The organism is Devosia subaequoris (assembly GCF_014197055.1).
Classification (GTDB): Bacteria; Pseudomonadota; Alphaproteobacteria; order Rhizobiales; family Devosiaceae; genus Devosia; species Devosia subaequoris.
In genome coordinates, this window is sequence record NZ_JACIEW010000007.1 from 71636 (window position 1) to 89364 (window position 17729).

At 62.5% G+C, this 17729-nt stretch carries 17 protein-coding genes and 1 riboswitch; of the genes, 10 read left to right on the forward strand and 7 right to left on the reverse strand.

Going from position 1 to position 17729, the window contains the following annotated elements; translation table 11 throughout:
• Nucleotides 1–28: 28 nt before the first annotated feature.
• From GGR20_RS14010 to GGR20_RS14020, 3 genes are read right to left on the reverse strand one after another with little or no spacing between them, the layout of a single operon-like run.
• On the reverse strand, nucleotides 29–451 hold the full coding sequence (locus GGR20_RS14010; protein ID WP_420827451.1) for a Fur family transcriptional regulator: 423 nt from the start codon (nucleotides 449–451) through the stop codon (nucleotides 29–31).
• Nucleotides 435–1253 carry a metal ABC transporter permease gene (locus GGR20_RS14015; RefSeq protein ID WP_183311992.1) on the reverse strand — a complete coding sequence of 273 codons (819 nt, stop codon included), beginning with the start codon at nucleotides 1251–1253 and terminating at the stop codon, nucleotides 435–437. The genes GGR20_RS14010 and GGR20_RS14015 overlap by 17 nt, the downstream gene beginning before the upstream one ends.
• Nucleotides 1243–2061 (reverse strand): ATP-binding cassette domain-containing protein, encoded by an 819-nt coding sequence (locus GGR20_RS14020; RefSeq protein WP_183311993.1) that lies wholly within the window; start codon nucleotides 2059–2061, stop codon nucleotides 1243–1245. Before GGR20_RS14020 ends, GGR20_RS14015 begins: the two co-directional genes overlap by 11 nt.
• A gap of 195 nt (nucleotides 2062–2256) precedes the next feature.
• Between GGR20_RS14020 and GGR20_RS14025 the strand changes: the two genes are divergently transcribed.
• Nucleotides 2257–3294 (forward strand): zinc ABC transporter substrate-binding protein, encoded by a 1038-nt coding sequence (locus tag GGR20_RS14025; RefSeq protein WP_183311994.1) that lies wholly within the window; start codon nucleotides 2257–2259, stop codon nucleotides 3292–3294.
• A gap of 154 nt (nucleotides 3295–3448) precedes the next feature.
• Here the strand turns inward: GGR20_RS14025 and GGR20_RS14030 are convergent, their stop codons facing one another.
• Nucleotides 3449–3703, reverse strand: a complete 255-nt coding sequence (locus GGR20_RS14030; RefSeq protein WP_183311995.1) for a DUF2164 domain-containing protein — start codon at nucleotides 3701–3703, stop codon at nucleotides 3449–3451.
• A 304-nt stretch (nucleotides 3704–4007) separates the two neighbouring features.
• A riboswitch (cobalamin riboswitch) is annotated at nucleotides 4008–4226 on the forward strand.
• 149 nt (nucleotides 4227–4375) lie between these two features.
• Here GGR20_RS14030 and GGR20_RS14035 point away from each other — a divergent pair.
• The 5 genes from GGR20_RS14035 (at nucleotide 4376) to cobO (ending at nucleotide 11274) form a co-directional block, all read left to right on the forward strand.
• Complete coding sequence (locus GGR20_RS14035) at nucleotides 4376–5047, forward strand: energy-coupling factor ABC transporter permease (protein WP_183311996.1); 672 nt, start codon at nucleotides 4376–4378, stop codon at nucleotides 5045–5047.
• A 70-nt stretch (nucleotides 5048–5117) separates the two neighbouring features.
• Nucleotides 5118–6167: a cobalamin biosynthesis protein CobW gene (gene cobW, locus GGR20_RS14040; protein WP_183311997.1), complete on the forward strand. Its 1050-nt coding sequence runs from the start codon at nucleotides 5118–5120 to the stop codon at nucleotides 6165–6167.
• A gap of 3 nt (nucleotides 6168–6170) precedes the next feature.
• Nucleotides 6171–10073, forward strand: coding sequence for a cobaltochelatase subunit CobN (gene cobN / locus GGR20_RS14045; RefSeq protein WP_183311998.1), 3903 nt, complete (start codon nucleotides 6171–6173; stop codon nucleotides 10071–10073).
• Nucleotides 10070–10636, forward strand: a complete 567-nt coding sequence (locus GGR20_RS14050; RefSeq protein WP_183311999.1) for a hypothetical protein — start codon at nucleotides 10070–10072, stop codon at nucleotides 10634–10636. Before cobN ends, GGR20_RS14050 begins: the two co-directional genes overlap by 4 nt.
• Before the next feature lie 29 nt (nucleotides 10637–10665).
• Entirely contained in the window at nucleotides 10666–11274 is a 609-nt protein-coding gene (cobO, locus tag GGR20_RS14055; RefSeq protein WP_420827452.1) for a cob(I)yrinic acid a,c-diamide adenosyltransferase, read from the forward strand.
• On the opposite strand, the gene GGR20_RS14060 is transcribed toward cobO, so the two are convergent.
• The gene (locus GGR20_RS14060) at nucleotides 11271–11741 is read right to left on the reverse strand and encodes a hypothetical protein (RefSeq protein ID WP_183312001.1); all 471 of its coding nucleotides are present in this window, start codon (nucleotides 11739–11741) and stop codon (nucleotides 11271–11273) included. The two genes, cobO and GGR20_RS14060, sit on opposite strands and share 4 nt — an antisense overlap.
• 40 nt (nucleotides 11742–11781) lie before the next feature.
• Nucleotides 11782–12675 (reverse strand): cation diffusion facilitator family transporter, encoded by an 894-nt coding sequence (locus GGR20_RS14065; RefSeq protein ID WP_183312003.1) that lies wholly within the window; start codon nucleotides 12673–12675, stop codon nucleotides 11782–11784.
• 288 nt (nucleotides 12676–12963) lie between these two features.
• Here GGR20_RS14065 and GGR20_RS14070 point away from each other — a divergent pair, with 288 nt between their 5' ends.
• The gene (locus tag GGR20_RS14070) at nucleotides 12964–13437 is read left to right on the forward strand and encodes a cobalamin biosynthesis protein (protein ID WP_183312004.1); all 474 of its coding nucleotides are present in this window, start codon (nucleotides 12964–12966) and stop codon (nucleotides 13435–13437) included.
• On the opposite strand, the gene GGR20_RS14075 is transcribed toward GGR20_RS14070, so the two are convergent.
• Nucleotides 13368–14099, reverse strand: coding sequence for a cobalt-precorrin-6A reductase (locus GGR20_RS14075; RefSeq protein WP_183312006.1), 732 nt, complete (start codon nucleotides 14097–14099; stop codon nucleotides 13368–13370). The two genes, GGR20_RS14070 and GGR20_RS14075, sit on opposite strands and share 70 nt — an antisense overlap.
• A gap of 70 nt (nucleotides 14100–14169) precedes the next feature.
• On the opposite strand from GGR20_RS14075, the gene cobA reads away from it, so the two are divergent.
• From cobA to GGR20_RS14090, 3 genes are read left to right on the forward strand one after another with little or no spacing between them, the layout of a single operon-like run.
• Nucleotides 14170–14982: a uroporphyrinogen-III C-methyltransferase gene (gene cobA / locus GGR20_RS14080; RefSeq protein ID WP_183312007.1), complete on the forward strand. Its 813-nt coding sequence runs from the start codon at nucleotides 14170–14172 to the stop codon at nucleotides 14980–14982.
• Complete coding sequence (locus tag GGR20_RS14085; protein WP_183312008.1) at nucleotides 14969–16264, forward strand: cobyrinic acid a,c-diamide synthase CobB; 1296 nt, start codon at nucleotides 14969–14971, stop codon at nucleotides 16262–16264. The genes cobA and GGR20_RS14085 overlap by 14 nt, the downstream gene beginning before the upstream one ends.
• A gap of 7 nt (nucleotides 16265–16271) precedes the next feature.
• On the forward strand, nucleotides 16272–17726 hold the full coding sequence (locus tag GGR20_RS14090; RefSeq protein WP_246349615.1) for a cobyric acid synthase: 1455 nt from the start codon (nucleotides 16272–16274) through the stop codon (nucleotides 17724–17726).
• The last annotated feature ends 3 nt before the right edge of the window (nucleotides 17727–17729 follow it).

The window sequence follows — 17729 nt, forward strand, 5'->3', positions numbered from 1 at the left end:
CTTGAAGAGAAATGCGGCAGCCCGTGCGTCAGGCCGCCGCCTTCAGGCACACCGCGCATTTGCCGCGAATTTCCATGGTTGTCCGCTCAACCTTGAAGCCGGTCGCCCCGGCCCACGCGCTCAGTCGTTCTTCGGTCACCGCATCGGCGAATTCATCGACCTTGCCGCAACCCTCGCAAATGGCAAATGCGATCAGCCCCTTCCGATGGCAATGCGCGTCTGCGCAGGCCACGAAGGCGTTGAGGGATTCCAGCCGATGCGCCAGTCCGCGTTCCACCAGCTTGTCCAGCGCCCGATAGACCTGCAATGGCGCGCGCAGGCCTTCGCTGCGCAACAGATCGAGAATGTCATAGGCCGAGAGTGGCGCGGGGGCGTGGTTGAGCGTGCCCAGGACCAGCTCCTGGTTCCGGGTCAGGTCTGCGGGCATGACATGGTCATGTGCCATAATGATCTCTCCTGCCAAACAGCCGCGCCGTGGGCACCACCAGCGACAGTAAAAACAGCGCCAGCGCCATCACCACGATGGATGGTCCAGAAGCGGTATCCCAGGTCCGGGACCCGAACAAGCCGCCCACCACCGAAAGCCCGCCCAGTGCAGCTGCGACTACGGCCATCATTTCGGGGGTGGCACTCAGCCGGCGCGCTGTTGCGGCCGGAATGATCAAGAGTGACGTAATCAGCAGAACCCCCACCAGTTTCATGGCAATGGCAATGACACTGGCCATCAGTAGCATCAGGATGATGCGGCTGACTTCCGGGCGCAACCCTTCGGCCTCGGCCAGCTCGGGGCTGACCGTTGCCGCCAGTAGCGGCCGCCAGTTCAGCACCAGAATAGCGAGAATGCCGGCACCCCCACCATAGATGATCGCGATGTCTTCCACCGAGACGGCCAGGATGTCGCCGAACAAAAAGCCCATCAGGTCGATCCGCACCTGGGTCAGGAAGCCGACAATCACCAGTCCGACAGCCAGGCTCGAATGGCTGAGAATCCCCAGAAGGGCATCGGTCGACAGCGTGTTCTGCTTCTGCAGCAGCAACAGTGCTCCCGCCACCAGCGCTGCCACGGCAAATACACCCAGCGTCACATTGACGGAAAGCAGGATCGACAAAGCGACGCCCAGCAGCGCCGAATGCGCCATGGTGTCGCCAAAGTAGGCCATGCGGCGCCACACCACGAAACAGCCAAGGGGCCCGGTTACCGCGGCCAGACCCACCCCGGCAATCAGGGCGCGGGAAAAGAAATCACCGAACATGGTCGCGCTCCCCCCGCTCGTGCTGACGGCCGTGGGAATGCTCATGCTCCCCATGCGCGCCGACCACGCAACCGTCCTCGTGGTGCTCGTGGTCGTGATGATGTTCATAGATCGCCAGTGCCGATCCGGCCCGGTCGCCGAACAGTCGCAGATATTCGGGACTGGCCTTGACCGCATTGGGCGTGCCTCGGCAGCAGACATGGCCGTTGAGGCAGATGACAGTGTCCGTTTCAGCCATCACCACGTGCAGGTCATGGCTGATCATCAGGATTCCGGCTTGTGTGGTGTCGCGGATCTGCCGGATCAGCTGATAAAGCGCGACCTCGCCCGAAAAATCCACGCCCTGTACCGGCTCATCCAGCACCAGGAGGTCGGGCTTGCGGATCATCGCGCGGGCAAACAGCACCCGCTGAAACTCGCCGCCCGATAGTTCCTGCACAGCCGCTTTGAGCAGGCGTGCTGCCCCCACCGCCTCGAGGGCTTCCCTGATCTCGTCAAGTGAAAACCGTCCCGTTAATGTCATCAGCCGTTCAACGGTCAGTGGCAGCGTCCAGTCGATGGCCAGCTTCTGGGGCACATAGCCGATGGTCAGGCCCGGCTTGCGGGTCACCATGCCCATGCTCGGTCGCAAAACGCCCGTCACCATCTTGGCCGTCGTCGATTTGCCCGATCCGTTCGGTCCGATCAGCGTGACGATCTCGCCCCGTGATATCGTCAGGTCGACGCCTTCCACCAACACCCGTCCGCCACTCCGCACACCGGCGCTGGCAAGGGTGATCAGGGCTTCTCTCTGCCGATGGTCATGCATGAATTCAGGGTATCCTTCGCTCCTTCCCCTTCTTCAGGGGAAGGTCCGGTGGGGGTCGCTGGTCCACTTCGCGTGCTCGATGAAAAGCCCAGCAACCCGTCTTGACGCCAATCAATACGTTATAGCATAACACTGCTGCAAGCGTAATAACATAACACTTCGCTCTCGACCCATTCGTTGCCAAGAGGCCAGATCATGACAAAATTCACCCTCCCTCTCGCCGCCTTCGCAACCCTGATGCTCACCGGCACAGCGCTGGCAGCGCCCAGTGTCGTGGCGTCCACCAAGCCCGTCCACTCGCTCGTCTCCGCCGTCATGGGTAACACCGGCACCCCGGCGCTCATTGTCAAAGGCTCTGCCTCGCCGCATACCTATTCGCTGCGCCCCTCCGATGCGGCGGCCCTTGAGGCAGCTGATATCGTGTTCTGGACCGGCCATGGCATGGAGCTTTTCCTGGCCGACGCTCTCGAAACCTTGTCCACCAATGCCCAGGTGGTCGAACTGGCCGAAGCCCCCGGCATCGAATTGCTGCTTGTCCGCGAGGGTGGGGCTTTCGAAGCCCATATGCATGACGGGGAAGACCACGAACACGACCATGAGGAAGAGGGCCATGAGGAGGAACATGGCCATGACAACCACGACCATGACGACCACGGTCATGGCCATGACGATCAGAGCGGCGGCGCGCACGATCACGAAGGGCACGACCATGCTCATGGCGAAGGCGATATGCACTTCTGGCTCGACCCCGAAAACGCTAAGCTGATGGTCGCCCATATTGCCCAGACGCTGTCCGCCGCCGATCCCGACAATGGCGCCGCCTACGCCGCCAATGCCGAGGCCGAAACGGCCCGGCTCGACGGCCTCTCAGCCGAACTGACGGCCACTCTTGGGCCCGTGGCCGAAAAACCCTTCATCGTGTTCCACGACGCCTACCAGTATTTCGAGAACCGCTTCGACTTGACGGTTGCCGGCACCGTCACCGTCTCGCCCGAAGCCATGCCCGGCGCCGCCCGCATCGACCAATTGCGGGCCAAGGTGGGAGAGCTGGGCGCCACCTGCGTTTTCGCCGAGCCCAATTTCGAGCCGGCCATCGTCCGTACCATCGTCGAAGGCACCGAGGCCAAAGCTGGCACTCTCGACCCTGAGGGCAGTGCGCTGACCGAAGGCCCGGACCTCTATCCCGAGCTCCTGCGCGGCCTGGCCAATGGGCTGGTCGACTGCCTGAGCTGAAGCGCAAGCTGATGCCAGGCTTGGTTCAGGTCTAGAGTAGCATGATGTCCCCGTGAAATCTCGGGGGCGACAGGCCGACCGGCCGCGCCGGCGTCGAGCACTCGTGCCGATTACCAAAGGGCCTGCTCCGATGCACCGGGACAGGCAGGCGCAATCAGCGCAAGTGTTTGGTCACCTGCTCGAGCGAGAAGATCTCGTCGCTGACATCATCGATCTTTTTCCTCACCAGCGCCTGCGCGTCGTAGAGACCGCGATTGTAGAAATAGGCGCCCATCTTCTCGGCGAAAAATCCCATTAGCAGTTCCGCCGGAATGGCGCCGATCGATTGGTCCAGCTCTTCGCGGAAATAGTCCTGGATCTCCCCGACAATGGCCCGGGTTTCCTCGCGGCTGAACGTAATCGGTTTCATGGCATTGCTCCTTGCTTCAGGAGCCGTTCATAGAGCGAGTCGCTTCTTGTTGTGGATGTCGGCTTGCGCCAGTCTGGCGCCAATGGAGGAGACCACACCGTCACCCTGCGCCCTGCCTCTTGCTCCTGATGCTGCTCGCCGGCCCGGTTGTTGCTGCCGAGATTGCCTGCGAAGGCGATCGCCCGGTGCAATCCAACAGTCCTTTGCTTGATAAGGTCAACGCACGAGTGGATCTGATTTGTCAGCTACCCCCATCCCAACTATCGCGAGTAAGCTCGGCATTGACCGGCGGCCCGGCTGCGCCTAACACTGCCATCAGGTTGGTTCCCCGCGCGCAAGTGCGCAACGGGATCAAAAGGGAACACGGTGCGGCGTACCCATCAGGGACCAAATCCGTGGCTGCCCCCGCAACTGTAAGCGGCGAGTGCCCGCCAAAAGCCACTGATCTTCTTTGGGAGATTGGGAAGGTGGTGCGGCACACTGACCCGTGAGCCAGGAGACCTGCCAGCCTCTGATCGAATACTCGACTGTCGGTGGGACAGATGGAGGCCAAGATGTTCAAGCCGTCCGGCTAGCCCTGGATCGGGACCCGGTGTCCCACGCGCCATGCTGCGAGAGCATCATCGCGCGCTGTTGCCACATCCTTGTCATTCTCATTCTGGACTCCTGATCATGCATATCGAACCCGAGCTCGTATCCCCCGAAAAAATGCTGTTGGCCTATGGCACGGCTGCCGCTGCCGGTGCCATGACGGTCAAATTCGCGGTGGACGCCATCGCCGAACGCGGCGTTGCTTCCCTGGCGGCGCGAACCGTGCTGGTCTCAGCCGCCGTCTTCACGTTCTTTGAGATTTTTCCGCACTTCCCCGTAGGCATCAGCGAGGTACATTTCATCCTCGGCTCGACCCTGCTGCTGGTCTTTGGCGCGGCACCTGCCGCCATCGGCCTGGCGATTGGGCTGCTGCTTCAGGGACTGTTCTTTGCGCCATTTGACCTGCCGCAATATTTCGCCAACGTGACGACGCTGGTGGCGCCTTTGGTGGCCATCAAGTTCCTGGCCGATCGGATCATTGCGCCGAATACCCCCTATGTGGATTTGCGCTACGGTCAGGCGCTGGCCTTGTCCGCCGTCTATCAGGGCGGCGTCGTGGTCTGGGTCGGCTTCTGGGCGCTCTACGGCCAGGGTTTTGGCGCAGAAAACCTCACCTCCATCGCGAGCTTCGGTGGCGCCTACATGCTGGTTGTCCTGCTTGAGCCTCTGGCCGATCTGGCGGTTCTGGCTGGTGCCAAGCTGGTACGGGGACTGGCAAAGACCGGTCTCGTAACGCCGCGCCTCTACGCCTGAGTTTCGTTTCAATTCCAAAGACGCGCGTCCCCCGCAGGAGGCGCGTCTTCTTTATGCAGGCGAACCTGATATGACCACCAAGATTCCGACCACTGTCATCACCGGCTTTCTCGGCGCCGGAAAAACCACCCTTGTGCGCCACATGCTGGCGCACGCGCCCAAGGGCAAGCGCATTGCCCTCATCATCAACGAATTTGGTGATCTGGGCGTGGACAAGGATATTCTCGCCGGCTGTGGCGATGAAACCTGCCGCGAGGAGGACATGGTCGAACTCTCCAACGGCTGCATCTGTTGCACCGTGGCCGATGAGTTCATTCCCACCATGCAGGCCTTGCTGGCCCGCGAGGAGAAATTCGATCACATCGTCATCGAAACTTCGGGTCTCGCGCTGCCCCAACCGCTCATCCGCGCGTTCAACTGGCCCGAAATCAAGGCCCAGGTCACCATCGACGGCGTCGTCACCGTCGCCGACGCGGCCGCCCTCGCCGAAGGCCGCTTTGCCAGCGACGAAGCCGCCGTAGATGCCCAGCGCCGGCAGGACGAAATGCTCGACCACGAGACCCCTCTCGGGGAATTGTTCGAGGACCAGCTTTCCGCCGCCGACATGATCGTCATCAACAAGACCGACCTGGTCGATCCAGCCATGCTCGATGTGGTGGAAGCCAATATTCGGGCCGAACTCAGGCCCGGCGTTGGTGTCATCCGGGCCGCCAATGGCCATGTCGATATCACGGCGCTACTCGGCATGGGCATGGGCTCCGAAGACGATATTGCCAACCGCCCCAGCCACCACGAGCTGGAACATGGCGGGGAAACCCATGAGCACGACGATTTCGATAGCTTCTCCCTGACTTTGAACTCTATTCAAGGCAAGGATCACCTGCTTACGACCATTGAAGCGACCATCAAGGCACATGACGTTCTCAGGCTCAAGGGCTTCGCTGCCGTCCCCGGAGCTGCCGCCCGCCTCGCCATCCAGGCCGTGGGCCCCCGTGTCACCGCCTATTTCGACCGGCCCTGGAAACCCGGCGAGGCCAAGGTGACCTCGCTCGTCGTCATCGGCGAACAGCCGCTCGACCGCGCCGCGATTACCCAAAGCCTGGAGCAGGCGGCGGCCTGATCCATGCACCTTCTCTCCGCCCAGGCCGGCGCGATCCAGCAGGAGGGCGAGGCCATCGACCTCGCCCAGTCCCCCGGGGACTACGTCTTCGCATCTTCGGCAGACAGCGAACTGACCATGCTGGCGGGCGCCGCAGACCGGGCAGGGGAGACCGGACTACGCCTCGCCAATACGCTGCGCCTCTCCAACAATTTGTCCGTCGATATGTGGCTGGAGCAAACCGTCGCTCATGCCAGGCTGGTCGTGCTCCGCCTCATCGGCGGCGCGGCCTATTTTCAGTACGGCGTGGACGAACTGACCGCCCTTTGCGCCAATCGCAACATACCCCTCGTCCTCCTCCCTGGCGACGCCAATCCCGATCTGCTCCTTCGCGACCGCTCCACCATCCACCCCGACGACTGGACGAGCCTGCACCACCTCTTTATCGCCGGCGGCCCCGACAATGCCGACGCGATCCTGGAGGCCTTCAGAACGCTGGCAGCGGCTTCACCTCTCTCACTGGGGGCGAGGTCGGCGGCATCGCCGCCGGGTGAGGGGCTTTCGAGCGTCCTGCAGGGCAAATCGCTCCGGTGGAGCGATTTGAGAGAGAAAGGCCAGGAGAGCTATGCTCGACTGGACAGAGGAAGCGCCCCGCACCCGTTCCCCCGCTTCGGCCTTTGGCACCCAAAAACCGGCATGACCGATGAAGCGGGTCTTCGCGCCACCCAGGAACGGCCACCGGCCGACTCCTCCCCCTATCAGGGGGAGGCCGGGAGGGGGTACTTCGATGCAACGCCTCACATCCCGATCCTCTTCTACCGTGCCGCCCTCGAAGGCGCCGGCACAGCAACGCTCGAAGCCCTTATTGCTGAACTGGAAACACGCGGGCTGGCCCCGGTTCCCATTGTCGTTTCCTCGCTCAAGGAGGCAACCTGCATAGCCTTCGTTCAGCAGGTCTTCGCCACCTTCCCACCGGCCGCAATTTTCAACCTCACCGCCTTTGCCCTCGGTGTCGCCGATCTCGATGAGGCATCGAACCCCTTCACCGGCACCGATGCCCCGGTGATCCAGCTCATCCAGTCCGGCCGTTCCGAGAGTCAATGGGCCGCCGACCCGCAGGGCCTCTCGTCGAAAGACATGGCGATGTATCTCGTTATGCCCGAAGTCGATGGCCGCATTGGCGGTCTTCTGGTGGGCCACAAGGCCGACGCCGTCTGGCACGAGCGAACCCAGTGCCCGCTTTCCGCCTATGCCCCCGACCATGGTGGCATCAGCCGCGCCGTCGATCTCGCGTTTAACTGGGCTCGCCTCCGCGCCGCCTCCCGCGCCGAACGCAAGGTCGCTTTTGTCCTCGCCAATTATCCTATCCGCGATGGTCGCCTCGCCAATGGCGTCGGCTTTGACGCCCCCGAGTCTACCACGCGCATGCTGATGGCAATGGACAAGGCGGGGTACGATCTCGCCACGGCCACAGGCGTGGCGGCCTACCCAAAGTCCTCCTCCGATCTCATCGCCTGCCTGCAAGCGGGCCCCACGAACGCCAGTCCCCAACGCGGCCATTCCGACGCGGTCCTGCCGGTCAGCCGCTACATGGAACTCTTCACCGCGCTACCGGTCGAAATTCAGGAAGCGGTCACCGCCCGCTGGGGCGACCCGACGACTGATCCCTTTATCCGGAACAACGCCTTTCACCTGCCAGCCCATCGTTTCGGCAATGTGACTCTCATGCTCCAGCCCGCTCGCGGCTATCATCTGGATGAAACCGAAAGCTATCACGATCCGGCCCTGGTGCCGCCGCACGCCTACATCGCCGGCTATCTTTGGCTGAGGCATGAGTTTGGCGCCCATGCCCTGATCCACAATGGCAAGCATGGCACGCTCGAATGGCTACCCGGTAAGTCGGCGGCGCTCGATGCTGATTGCTATCCCGACGCCCTCTGGGGCCAACTGCCCCATTTCTACCCATTCATCGTCAACGACCCGGGCGAGGGGACCCAGGCCAAGCGCCGCACTGGGGCTGTCATTATCGATCATCTGGTGCCCCCGCTCACTCGTGCCGAGACCTATGGCCCGCTCAAGGATCTCGAAGCTCTGCTCGATGAATACTATGCAGCCTCGGGCATGGATCGGCGCCGCCTCAACGATCTCAAGCGCCGTATTCTTGATTTCACCCGCGACAGCCGGCTCGACCAGGACATCAGCCTGCCCGAAGGCGAGACCGAAGCTCTGATCAAGATCGACAACTTCCTTTGTGACTTAAAGGAAGCACAGATTCGCGACGGCTTGCATGTGTTCGGGGCCTCGCCCGCGGGAGGGTTCGCGCGAGACCTCGCCGTCGCATTGGCCAGAGTACCCCGGGGAGAAGCGCCCGGGGATAATTCCCTCATTCGCGCCCTCGCCGATGATTTGAAGCTCGGTTTCGACCCGCTCACCGCCAAGCTGGGCGATCCCTGGACCGGGCCTTCACTGGACGCCCCGACTTCCATGCAGGGAAGGGTGCGTCGGGTTGGCGACATGGTCGAGCAACTCGAACTGATCGCCGCCGACCTCGTCGCCGGCACGCGCAAGTGCCCGCCCGATTGGCTCGCCACCCGCGCTGTTCTCGACACTGTCGAAACCATTATCAAGCCCCGCCTCGCCGCCTCGGGACCTGCAGAAATGCAGGCTTTTCTCGAGGCGCTCGACGGCAGGTTCATCGCCCCCGGCCCCTCCGGCGCCCCCTCACGCGGCCGCCTTGATGTCCTGCCCACGGGCCGCAATTTCTACTCGGTTGATGCCCGTGCTGTCCCCACTCCCAGTGCCTGGGAACTCGGCAGAAAATCGGCAGAGAGTCTGGTCCTGCGCCATCTGCAGGACCATGGCCACCACCTCGCAGCCGTAGCCCTCTCGGTCTGGGGCACGGCCAATATGCGCACCGGCGGGGACGATATCGCCCAGGCGCTTGCCCTGATTGGCGCGCGCCCCACTTGGGACCCGGGCTCGCTGCGCGTCTCGGGCTATGAAATCATCCCGCTGGCCAAACTTGGCCGCCCCCGCGTTGACGTGACCCTGCGCATCTCCGGCTTTTTCCGCGACGCCTTCCCGGCCCAGATTGCGCTGTTCGACCGGGCCGCCCGCGCCATTGGTGCGCTGGACGAGCCGAGCGAAGACAATCCCATCGCTGCCCGCATGCGCGCCGAAGCGCTGGGACTAATGGCCGAGGGCAAGTCCGAAGCAGATGCTTCGCTCGAAGCAGGCGCCCGAATTTTTGGTTCCAAGCCTGGCACTTACGGCGCCGGCCTGGGTCAACTCATCGACAATGGCAATTGGACCGAGAAGGCCGATCTCGCCAATCAGGCGCTCGCCTGGGGGCAGTATGCCTATGGCGCCAAGGCGGCGGGCCTGCCCATGCGGACCCGATTTGCCGCCCGGCTTGGCCAGCTAGACGCCATCATCCATAACCAGGACAATCGCGAGCACGACCTGCTCGACAGCGACAACTACTACCAGTTCGAGGGCGGCCTCTCAGTCGCCGCCGAAACCCTTTCGGACCGCAAGCCAGCGACCTATCACAACGATCATTCGCGGCCCGAACAGCCCAGGATTCGGACACTCGACGAAGAAATCAGCCACGTCATGCGCTCCCGCGTGGTCAACCCGAAATGGATCGCCGGCATGCAGCGCCACGGCTATCGCGGTGCCTTCGAAATCATCGCCACGGTCGATTTCATGTTCGCCTTCGCCGCCACGACAGGCGCGGTAAAAACCCACCATTTCGACCTCGCATTCGAGGCCTTTGTCGAGGACGAGGTCGTGCGCAACTGGCTGATCGAGGCCAATGCCTATGGCTACGACGAACTGCTCGCCAAGTTCAACGACGCCCGCCAGCGCGGCCTCTGGTTGCCACGCTCAAATTCCGCCTATGCTTTCCTTTCGGGGGAAGCATGAACAACACGATCATCTATCTCATTGGTCACTATGGCGTGGGCAAATTCACCATCGCCCGGGCCATCGCCGAAGCCACCGGCGCGCGTGTCTTTGACAACCACCTGGCCAACAACGTCATCTTTTCGCTGATCCGGGAAGACGGGAAGACCAAGATACCGGAACGGGCCTGGGACCTGATCATGACCATCAGGCGTCAAGCCCTTGTCGCCATGACTGAACTGGCCCGGCCGGAGGCCTGCTTCATCCTGACTAACGCGCTCATGGATGCCGACCCGATGGACCGGGCAGCATTCTCCGAAGTGCAGGCTGCTGCCGAGCAGCGTCGTGCTTGCTTTGTGCCGGTTACCCTCTTGGCTTCCGACGCCGCGCACGACATACGTATCCCTTCGCCTGATCGCGAGCAGCGCCTCAAGATGACCGATGCCGACGGCGCCAAGAATGTGCGCGCAACGCGACAACTGCTGCGCATCACCCATCCCCATCACCTCACGATCGATACTACTGATCTGCCGCCACCGGAAGCGGCACGTGTCATCATCGACCACGCGGAGCGCCTCGCATGACTGACAAACCCGCCAAGAAAACCGACCTGATGACCGAGGCGGAGCGCGACGCGTATCATGCCGAAAAAATGAAGAAGAAGAAGGCAGCACGGGACAAGATCCTGTCCACCAAGACCGAGGAGAAGGGGCTGCTCATCGTCCATACCGGCAAGGGGAAGGGTAAGTCGACGGCGGCCTTTGGCATGGTGTTTCGGGCCCTGGGCAATGGCATGCGCGTCGGGGTTGTGCAGTTCGTCAAGGGCGTCTGGAATACTGGCGAGCGCGACGTGCTCGACAAGTTCCCCGATCAGGTGACCATCAATGCCATGGGCGAGGGCTTTACTTGGGACGTTGCTGACCGGCAGCGCGATCTCGCGGCTGCGCGGAAGGCCTGGGATCAGGCCAAGGCGCTTATCGCTGACCCGGACTACGACATGGTGCTGCTCGACGAGCTCAATATCTGCCTGCGCTACGACTATTTGCCGCTTGAGGAGATCATCGAAACACTGGGCAATAAGCCGCGGGAGAAGCACGTCATTGTCACCGGCCGCAATGCCAAGGACGAACTGATCGAAATCGCCGATCTGGTCACTGAGATGACCGAAATCAAGCACCATTTCCGGGCCGGCGTTAAAGCGCAGAAGGGCATCGAGTTTTAGCAGCCCATTGGCATGAAAGATCGCGTCAGTCCGTCGATGACGCCGTCCATCGCTGCCAGATCACGAACATTGTATTCGATCAGGTAGGCGGCATAGCTGGCCCCGTCGCAGAGCGGAATCATGCGCTGATAGAAGATACGGTGATCGCGTTGGCCAGAGAACACCGCCCATTGCGGTGTCGAGGCCTGATAGGTGATCGCCCAGTTTTCCTCGTTGGCGAAGCGTTGCCGCTGTGCGACCTCGGCTTCGAAATCTTCGAGAAGACGGCCGCCCCAGACAGTAAGGACCTGCTCTGACTTCAAAAGGTAAAAGGCCTGCCCGTCGCCATTGTCGCTTTCGCCCCCGCCTTCATAGCCGGGCGGAATATCGAGTTCATAGCCGAAGCGCTCGTTGGCATAGTGCGCCCAGAATTGCGCCATGGCAGGCGCGGCGGTCAGCAGCAAGACAATGGCAATCAAATAGCGCATGGCACGACTGTGCCTTTCCTTCCGCCACCGAGCAACCCACTCAGAGGACAACAATGCCGGCATGCTTGGCCTTGTCTTCCGGCTCGACATGAATGGTGATCTGCACATCCTGCACCGCCTCGCGTAATTTGCTTTCGATGCGGTCGCAGATGCCATGGGCATCGTCCACGCTCATGGCGCCGGGCACCACCAGGTGAAAGTCGATAAAGGTCATCTTACCGGCCTGCCTGGTACGGATGTCATGCGCCTCGATTGCCCCATCGGCGCTGGTCGCAATCACCTCGCGAATGGTTTTTTGTGTTTCGCCGGGCACGGCCACATCCATCAATCCGCCGACGCTGTCCCGGATCACGCCCCAACCTGACCACAGGATGTTGAGCGCTACCAGTAAGGCCAACACAGCGTCCAATTGCGCCCAGCCGGTGGCGTAGACCAGTATCAGCCCGGCGACCACGCCGAGTGTCGAGATGACATCAGTCATCAGGTGTTTGCCGTCGGCAGCAATGGCAGGAGATTTCGCAGCCCGCCCCTGACGCAGCAGCACAAAGGCCCAGACCAGGTTTATCGCCGTCGCCACGCCACTGACTGCCAGTCCCTCGACGGGTGCATCAGGCATCTCCGGCGCCAGAAAGCCCGTGATCGACTCCCTCAAGATCAGGATGGCGGCCACAATGATCATCACGCCCACCAGTACAGCGGAGAAATACTCTGCCTTGTGATAGCCATAGGGCAGGCTGGCATCGGCCGGGCGCTGGGCCAGACGCACCGCAATCAGCGCGCCGATGGCAGTCACCACATTGACGATGGATTCCAGCGCATCAGAATAGAGCGCAATAGAGCCGGTCAGCCACCAGGCCAGGAATTTCAGCCCGAGCACAACCAGCCCCACCAGAATGCTCGACGCGGCGATGGCCAGGGTGCGGTCGGCCGCCATGGTGCTCTCCTTGGTCTTGAATATTGGCCATAGCGGACCCGTCGCCGGGTCGCAAGTCATTGTATTTGCGAACGATTTTCAGAGGCATTTGTAGTTGCCGGACTTTCGGACGATGCCGGGGGCAAGCCATTGATTGACCAAGAACTTTGTCCGGCCTAGAACCGACAGCAGCGCAGCGTTCCCTTGATGGAACTGAAACAGAGCTCGGTGCGGTCGACCAATTTGCGGGACAAAGACCGGGGCTGCTCCGGTTTTTGAGTGAAGCTGCCTCGTTCGAACGAGGCAAAAATGGTTGATTCTTCGTCAGACCCATTCACGGGGACCGCACCGGCTGGCATTGTCGTCGGCATCGGCCTGCGCGCGGGGGCTCAGGGCAGCGACGTCCTGCAATTGATTGACACATGTCTGGCCGAGGCAGGCTTTGCCCGCACCAATGTCGCGGCCCTGGCCACGCTGGATCAAAAGCAGACGCATCCCGCCCTCCACCACGCCGCGGCCACCCTTGGCGTGCCCGTTCTGCCCGTGGCTGCAACCGAGCTTTCGGCCGATGTGCCCAATCCATCGCAGCGCGTACGACGCCACAGCGGTGTCAACTCGGTTGCGGAAGCTGCGGCCATGCAGTTCGGCCCCCTTGTGCTCGAAAAGCACCGCAATGCCAGCGTGACATGCGCTCTTTCGCAGATCGACCAGCCTCAGGGGGCGACAATACCGAGCGCCGCCAGCGCCGCCTCCACGCTGTCCACCTCATCGGCGGAACCATAGATGGGGCGCTCGATCATCACGACCCGTACGCCCAATTGCTGCGCCGCCTCGAGCTTGGCTGCGGTTTGTCCGCCGCCCGAATTCTTGCTGACCAGATGGGTAATGCCATGACGGCGCATCAGGGCCATCTCTTCATCCAGCCGATAGGGCGGGCGGCTGACGATCAGCTCTGCATGGGGAGGCAGCGGCGCGTCCGGCGCCGCAATGACCCGCGCAAAAATTCGGCAGTCCCGGCGTTCAAGGAACAGGTCGAGCCCGGCATGCCCCGTCGTGAGCAGCACATTGGCATTGGGCGGCAGAGCATCGGCAGCCTCCCGCGCCGATCCCACAATGATCCAGTTCTGACCCGGCAACGGTATCCACGCGGGGCGCATCACGCGCACCAGCTTGACGCCGCTGGCTTCGGCCGCAGCCACCGCGTTGATGGAAATCTGCCTGGCATAGGGGTGCGTGGCGTCGACCAACCGCTCAATGCCAGCGGCGCGCAGATAGGCGCCCAGCCCGGGAATCCCGCCAAACGGTCCCATCCGCAACTGCCCCTGGGGCAGGATCGGATCCGGAGTGCGTCCCGCCAGCGAGGTGATGGCGTCATAACCCGAGCCGACCAGCCGGTTGGCCAGTTCCCGCGCCTCGGCGGTTCCTCCCAGGATCAGGATTTTCATCGTTTGTCTTTCGCTTCCCGATACCACTGTGCCCGCCCCAGTCCTTGCACTCAAGGTCCCGCGAGGGGCAATGACTGAACTTCGCGTCGACGTACTGGCCAATGCTGATTTTCCGAATTTTGCACCCGGCTCCGTCTGGCTCGTCGGCTCGGGGCCCGGCGGGCCGGGCCTGCTGACCCTGCTCGCCTGGCACGCTTTGGGACAGGCCGATGTAATTGTCCACGATGCCCTGGTCTCCACCGATATCCTCGCACTTGCTCCCCACCACGTCACCCGTATTCACGCCGGCAAGCGTGGCGGCAAGCCATCGCCGAAGCAGGCCGACATCACCATCCGGCTGATCGAATTGGCGCGCGAGGGCAAACGCGTCCTGCGGCTGAAGGGGGGCGATCCCTTCATGTTCGGCCGAGGCGGCGAAGAAGCCATGGCCCTGGCCCATGCCGGAATTCCCTTTCGCATTGTCCCAGGCATATCCTCAGGCCTGGGCGGCCTCGCATATGCGGGTCTTCCGGTCACCCACCGTGATACCAATCACGCAGTCATCTTCGTCACCGGCCACGATGAAACGGGCGCCGTACCAAGCGCGGTCGATTGGCCTGCCGTAGCCCGCGCCGCACCGGTGATCGTCCTGTTCATGGCCGTCAAACACCTGCGCGCCATTGCTAGTCAACTCATTGGGGCGGGGCGGGCGCCGACCGAGGCTCTGACCATCGTCTCCAATGTCGCGCGCGCCGATCAGAGCGTGCTCGAAACGACCCTGGGCGAAGCCGGGGCATTGAAGCATGTTCCGACCCCGGCCATTGTGGTCATAGGGCCAGTGGCGCGCTATCGCGCCACGCTCGATTGGTATGTCGAAGAGGCACGCAGACATGTCTTTGGCTAGGGGCTTGGTCGTTTCGGCCCCGCGCTCGGGGTCCGGCAAGACGGTGATTACGCTTGGCCTGCTCGCGGCTCTGCGTCGACGAGGTATGGTTGTGGCGCCGGCCAAGTCCGGACCTGATTATATCGATCCGCAATTCTCAGGTCGCGCCGCAGGGCGGGAAGCGATCAATCTCGACCCTTGGGCCATGCCGAGCGATCAATTGCGGGCACTGGCTGGCCAGCAAGCCACCGGGGCCGATCTCCTGCTGGTTGAAGGGGCGATGGGCCTGTTTGATGCGGCTGCAGATGGACAGGGTTCCACGGGCGATCTGGCGCAAACGCTCCAGCTTCCGGTGATTCTCGTCGTTGATGTTGACCGGCACAGCCAATCCGTCGCCCCACTGGTGGCTGGCTTTGCCCAGTGGCGGCCGGGTGTCACCGTCGCCGGGGTCATCCTCAACCGTGTCGCAAGCGCCCGCCATGAGCGCATGCTCGTCTCAGCGTTGCGCGAAACCGGGCTTCCGCTTTTCGGCGCAATTCCACGCCGACCTGAACTGGTCACGCCAGAGCGGCACCTGGGTCTCGTGCTGCCTGAGGAAACCGGCGATTTCGAGAGCTTTCTCGACTATGCCGCCCGGACCATAGAGGATTTCATCGATCTCGACGGCCTGCTTGCCCATGCTACGCCGCTGCGGGAGCATGGCGCCCCAGCGGCCGTCCTGCCACCTTTGGGTCAGCACATGGCCATCGCGCGCGACGCCGCCTTCGCCTTTGCCTATCCGCATCTGCTCGATGGCTGGCGCGCCCAAGGAGCAGAACTGAGCTTTTTTTCGCCCTTGGCAGATGAATCTCCAGCTGCCGATGCCGACGCGATATTCCTGCCTGGCGGCTATCCCGAACTGCATGGCGCCGCACTTTCCGCGGCCGACACCTTCAAACAGGGCCTACTGTCCTCGCGAGACCGCGGCGTGCTGATCTATGGCGAGTGCGGTGGCTTCATGGTGCTGGGACAAGGGATTGTCGACAAGGATGGCGCGACCCATGCCATGTCGGGCCTCCTGCCGGTGACGACCCGCATCGATCGGCCAAAACGGGTGCTGGGCTATCGTCGCCTGCTGCACGAAAGCGCCTTGCCATGGTCATCGGGGCTCAATGGCCACGAATTCCACTACTCATCCGCCAAAACCTCCGGTCTGCCACCCCTTTTTGAGGCGCTCGATGCCGAAGGTATCCGCCAGCCGCCCATGGGCGCGGTCATGGGGCGGGTGATGGGGTCTTACGCCCACGTCATCTCTGCGCCATAAGAGCACCATGACCAAGGCTATCATGTTCATGGGCACAGGCTCGGATGTCGGCAAGTCGCTGATTGTGGCTGGCCTTTGCCGTGGGCTGAGCAATCGTGGCGTCAGGGTCGCGCCCTTCAAGCCGCAAAACATGAGCAATAATGCTGCTGTGACGACGGACGGTGGCGAAATCGGCCGCGCCCAGGCCTTGCAGGCCCGCGCCGCCCGCCGCGATCCAATTACGGCGATGAACCCGGTGCTCTTGAAGCCCGAGAACGAGACAGGTTCGCAAGTGGTGGTGCGCGGTCAAAGGCGCGCCAGCCTTTCCGCGCGGCAGTACTGGACCGATCGCGGTCAATTACTGCCCGAAGTTCTTGAGGCTTTCTCCGAGCTGGCTGCTGATGTGGACATCGTGCTGGTCGAGGGCGCCGGCAGCGCCTCCGAGATCAATTTGCGCGCTGGCGATATTGCCAATTTCGGTTTTGCCCGCGCAGCAAATGTCCCCGTGGTGTTGATCGGCGACATCCATCGCGGCGGAGTTATCGCCTCCATCGTCGGCACTCTGGCGGTTATCGAACCCGGCGATGCTGCGCTGGTTCGGGCCAGCCTCATCAACAAATTCTTCGGTGACCCGACCCTGTTCGAGGCGGGAAAAACCTTGCTCGTCGAGCGGACCGGACGACCATGTTTTGGGCCTGTGCCGCACTTTGCCGATGCGACCAAACTGCCGGCGGAAGATGCGTTGGCGCTTGAAACCTATGCGGGCGGCACCGGCGACTACCATATCGTGGTTCCGCGCCTGCCGCGTATCGCCAATTTCGATGATCTCGACCCCTTGCGGGCCGAACCCGGTGTGACACTGTCCCTGGTGCAGCCGGGGCAAACCATTCCGCGTGACGCAAATCTTATCCTGCTGCCGGGTTCCAAGGCCACCCGGGCCGACCTCGCTGCGCTGCGCGCCAATGGCTGGGATATCGATGTACTCGCTCATCACCGAGCCGGAGGGCGTGTCATGGGTATTTGCGGTGGTTATCAAATGCTGGGTCGAACCATAGCGGACCCGGATGGCATTGAAGGCGCGCCGGGCAATAGCGATGGCCTGGGTCTGCTTGCCGTCGACACCGTGCTCGCACCCACTAAGCAGTTGCGAACCGAGCAGGCCGTCCATTTGGCCAGCGGCGAAACCTTTGCCGGCTATCACATGCATATGGGCGTCACGAGCGGTCGCGATACGGCGCGACCATTCGCCCAGATTGGCAGTGATACCGATGGTGCCGTCAGCGTCGATGGTCGGGTATCCGGCACCTATTTGCACGGCCTGTTTGCCGCCGACAGCTTTCGCCACGCCTTCCTGGGATCCGCCGGCCCGGACCTCGATTATGAGGCAGGCGTGGAAGAAGCACTCAATGGCCTTGCACGCCATCTCGAAGCCCATATCGATATCGACCAACTCCTGGGTTTGGCCGAACCGATAGAGATCTGAGAC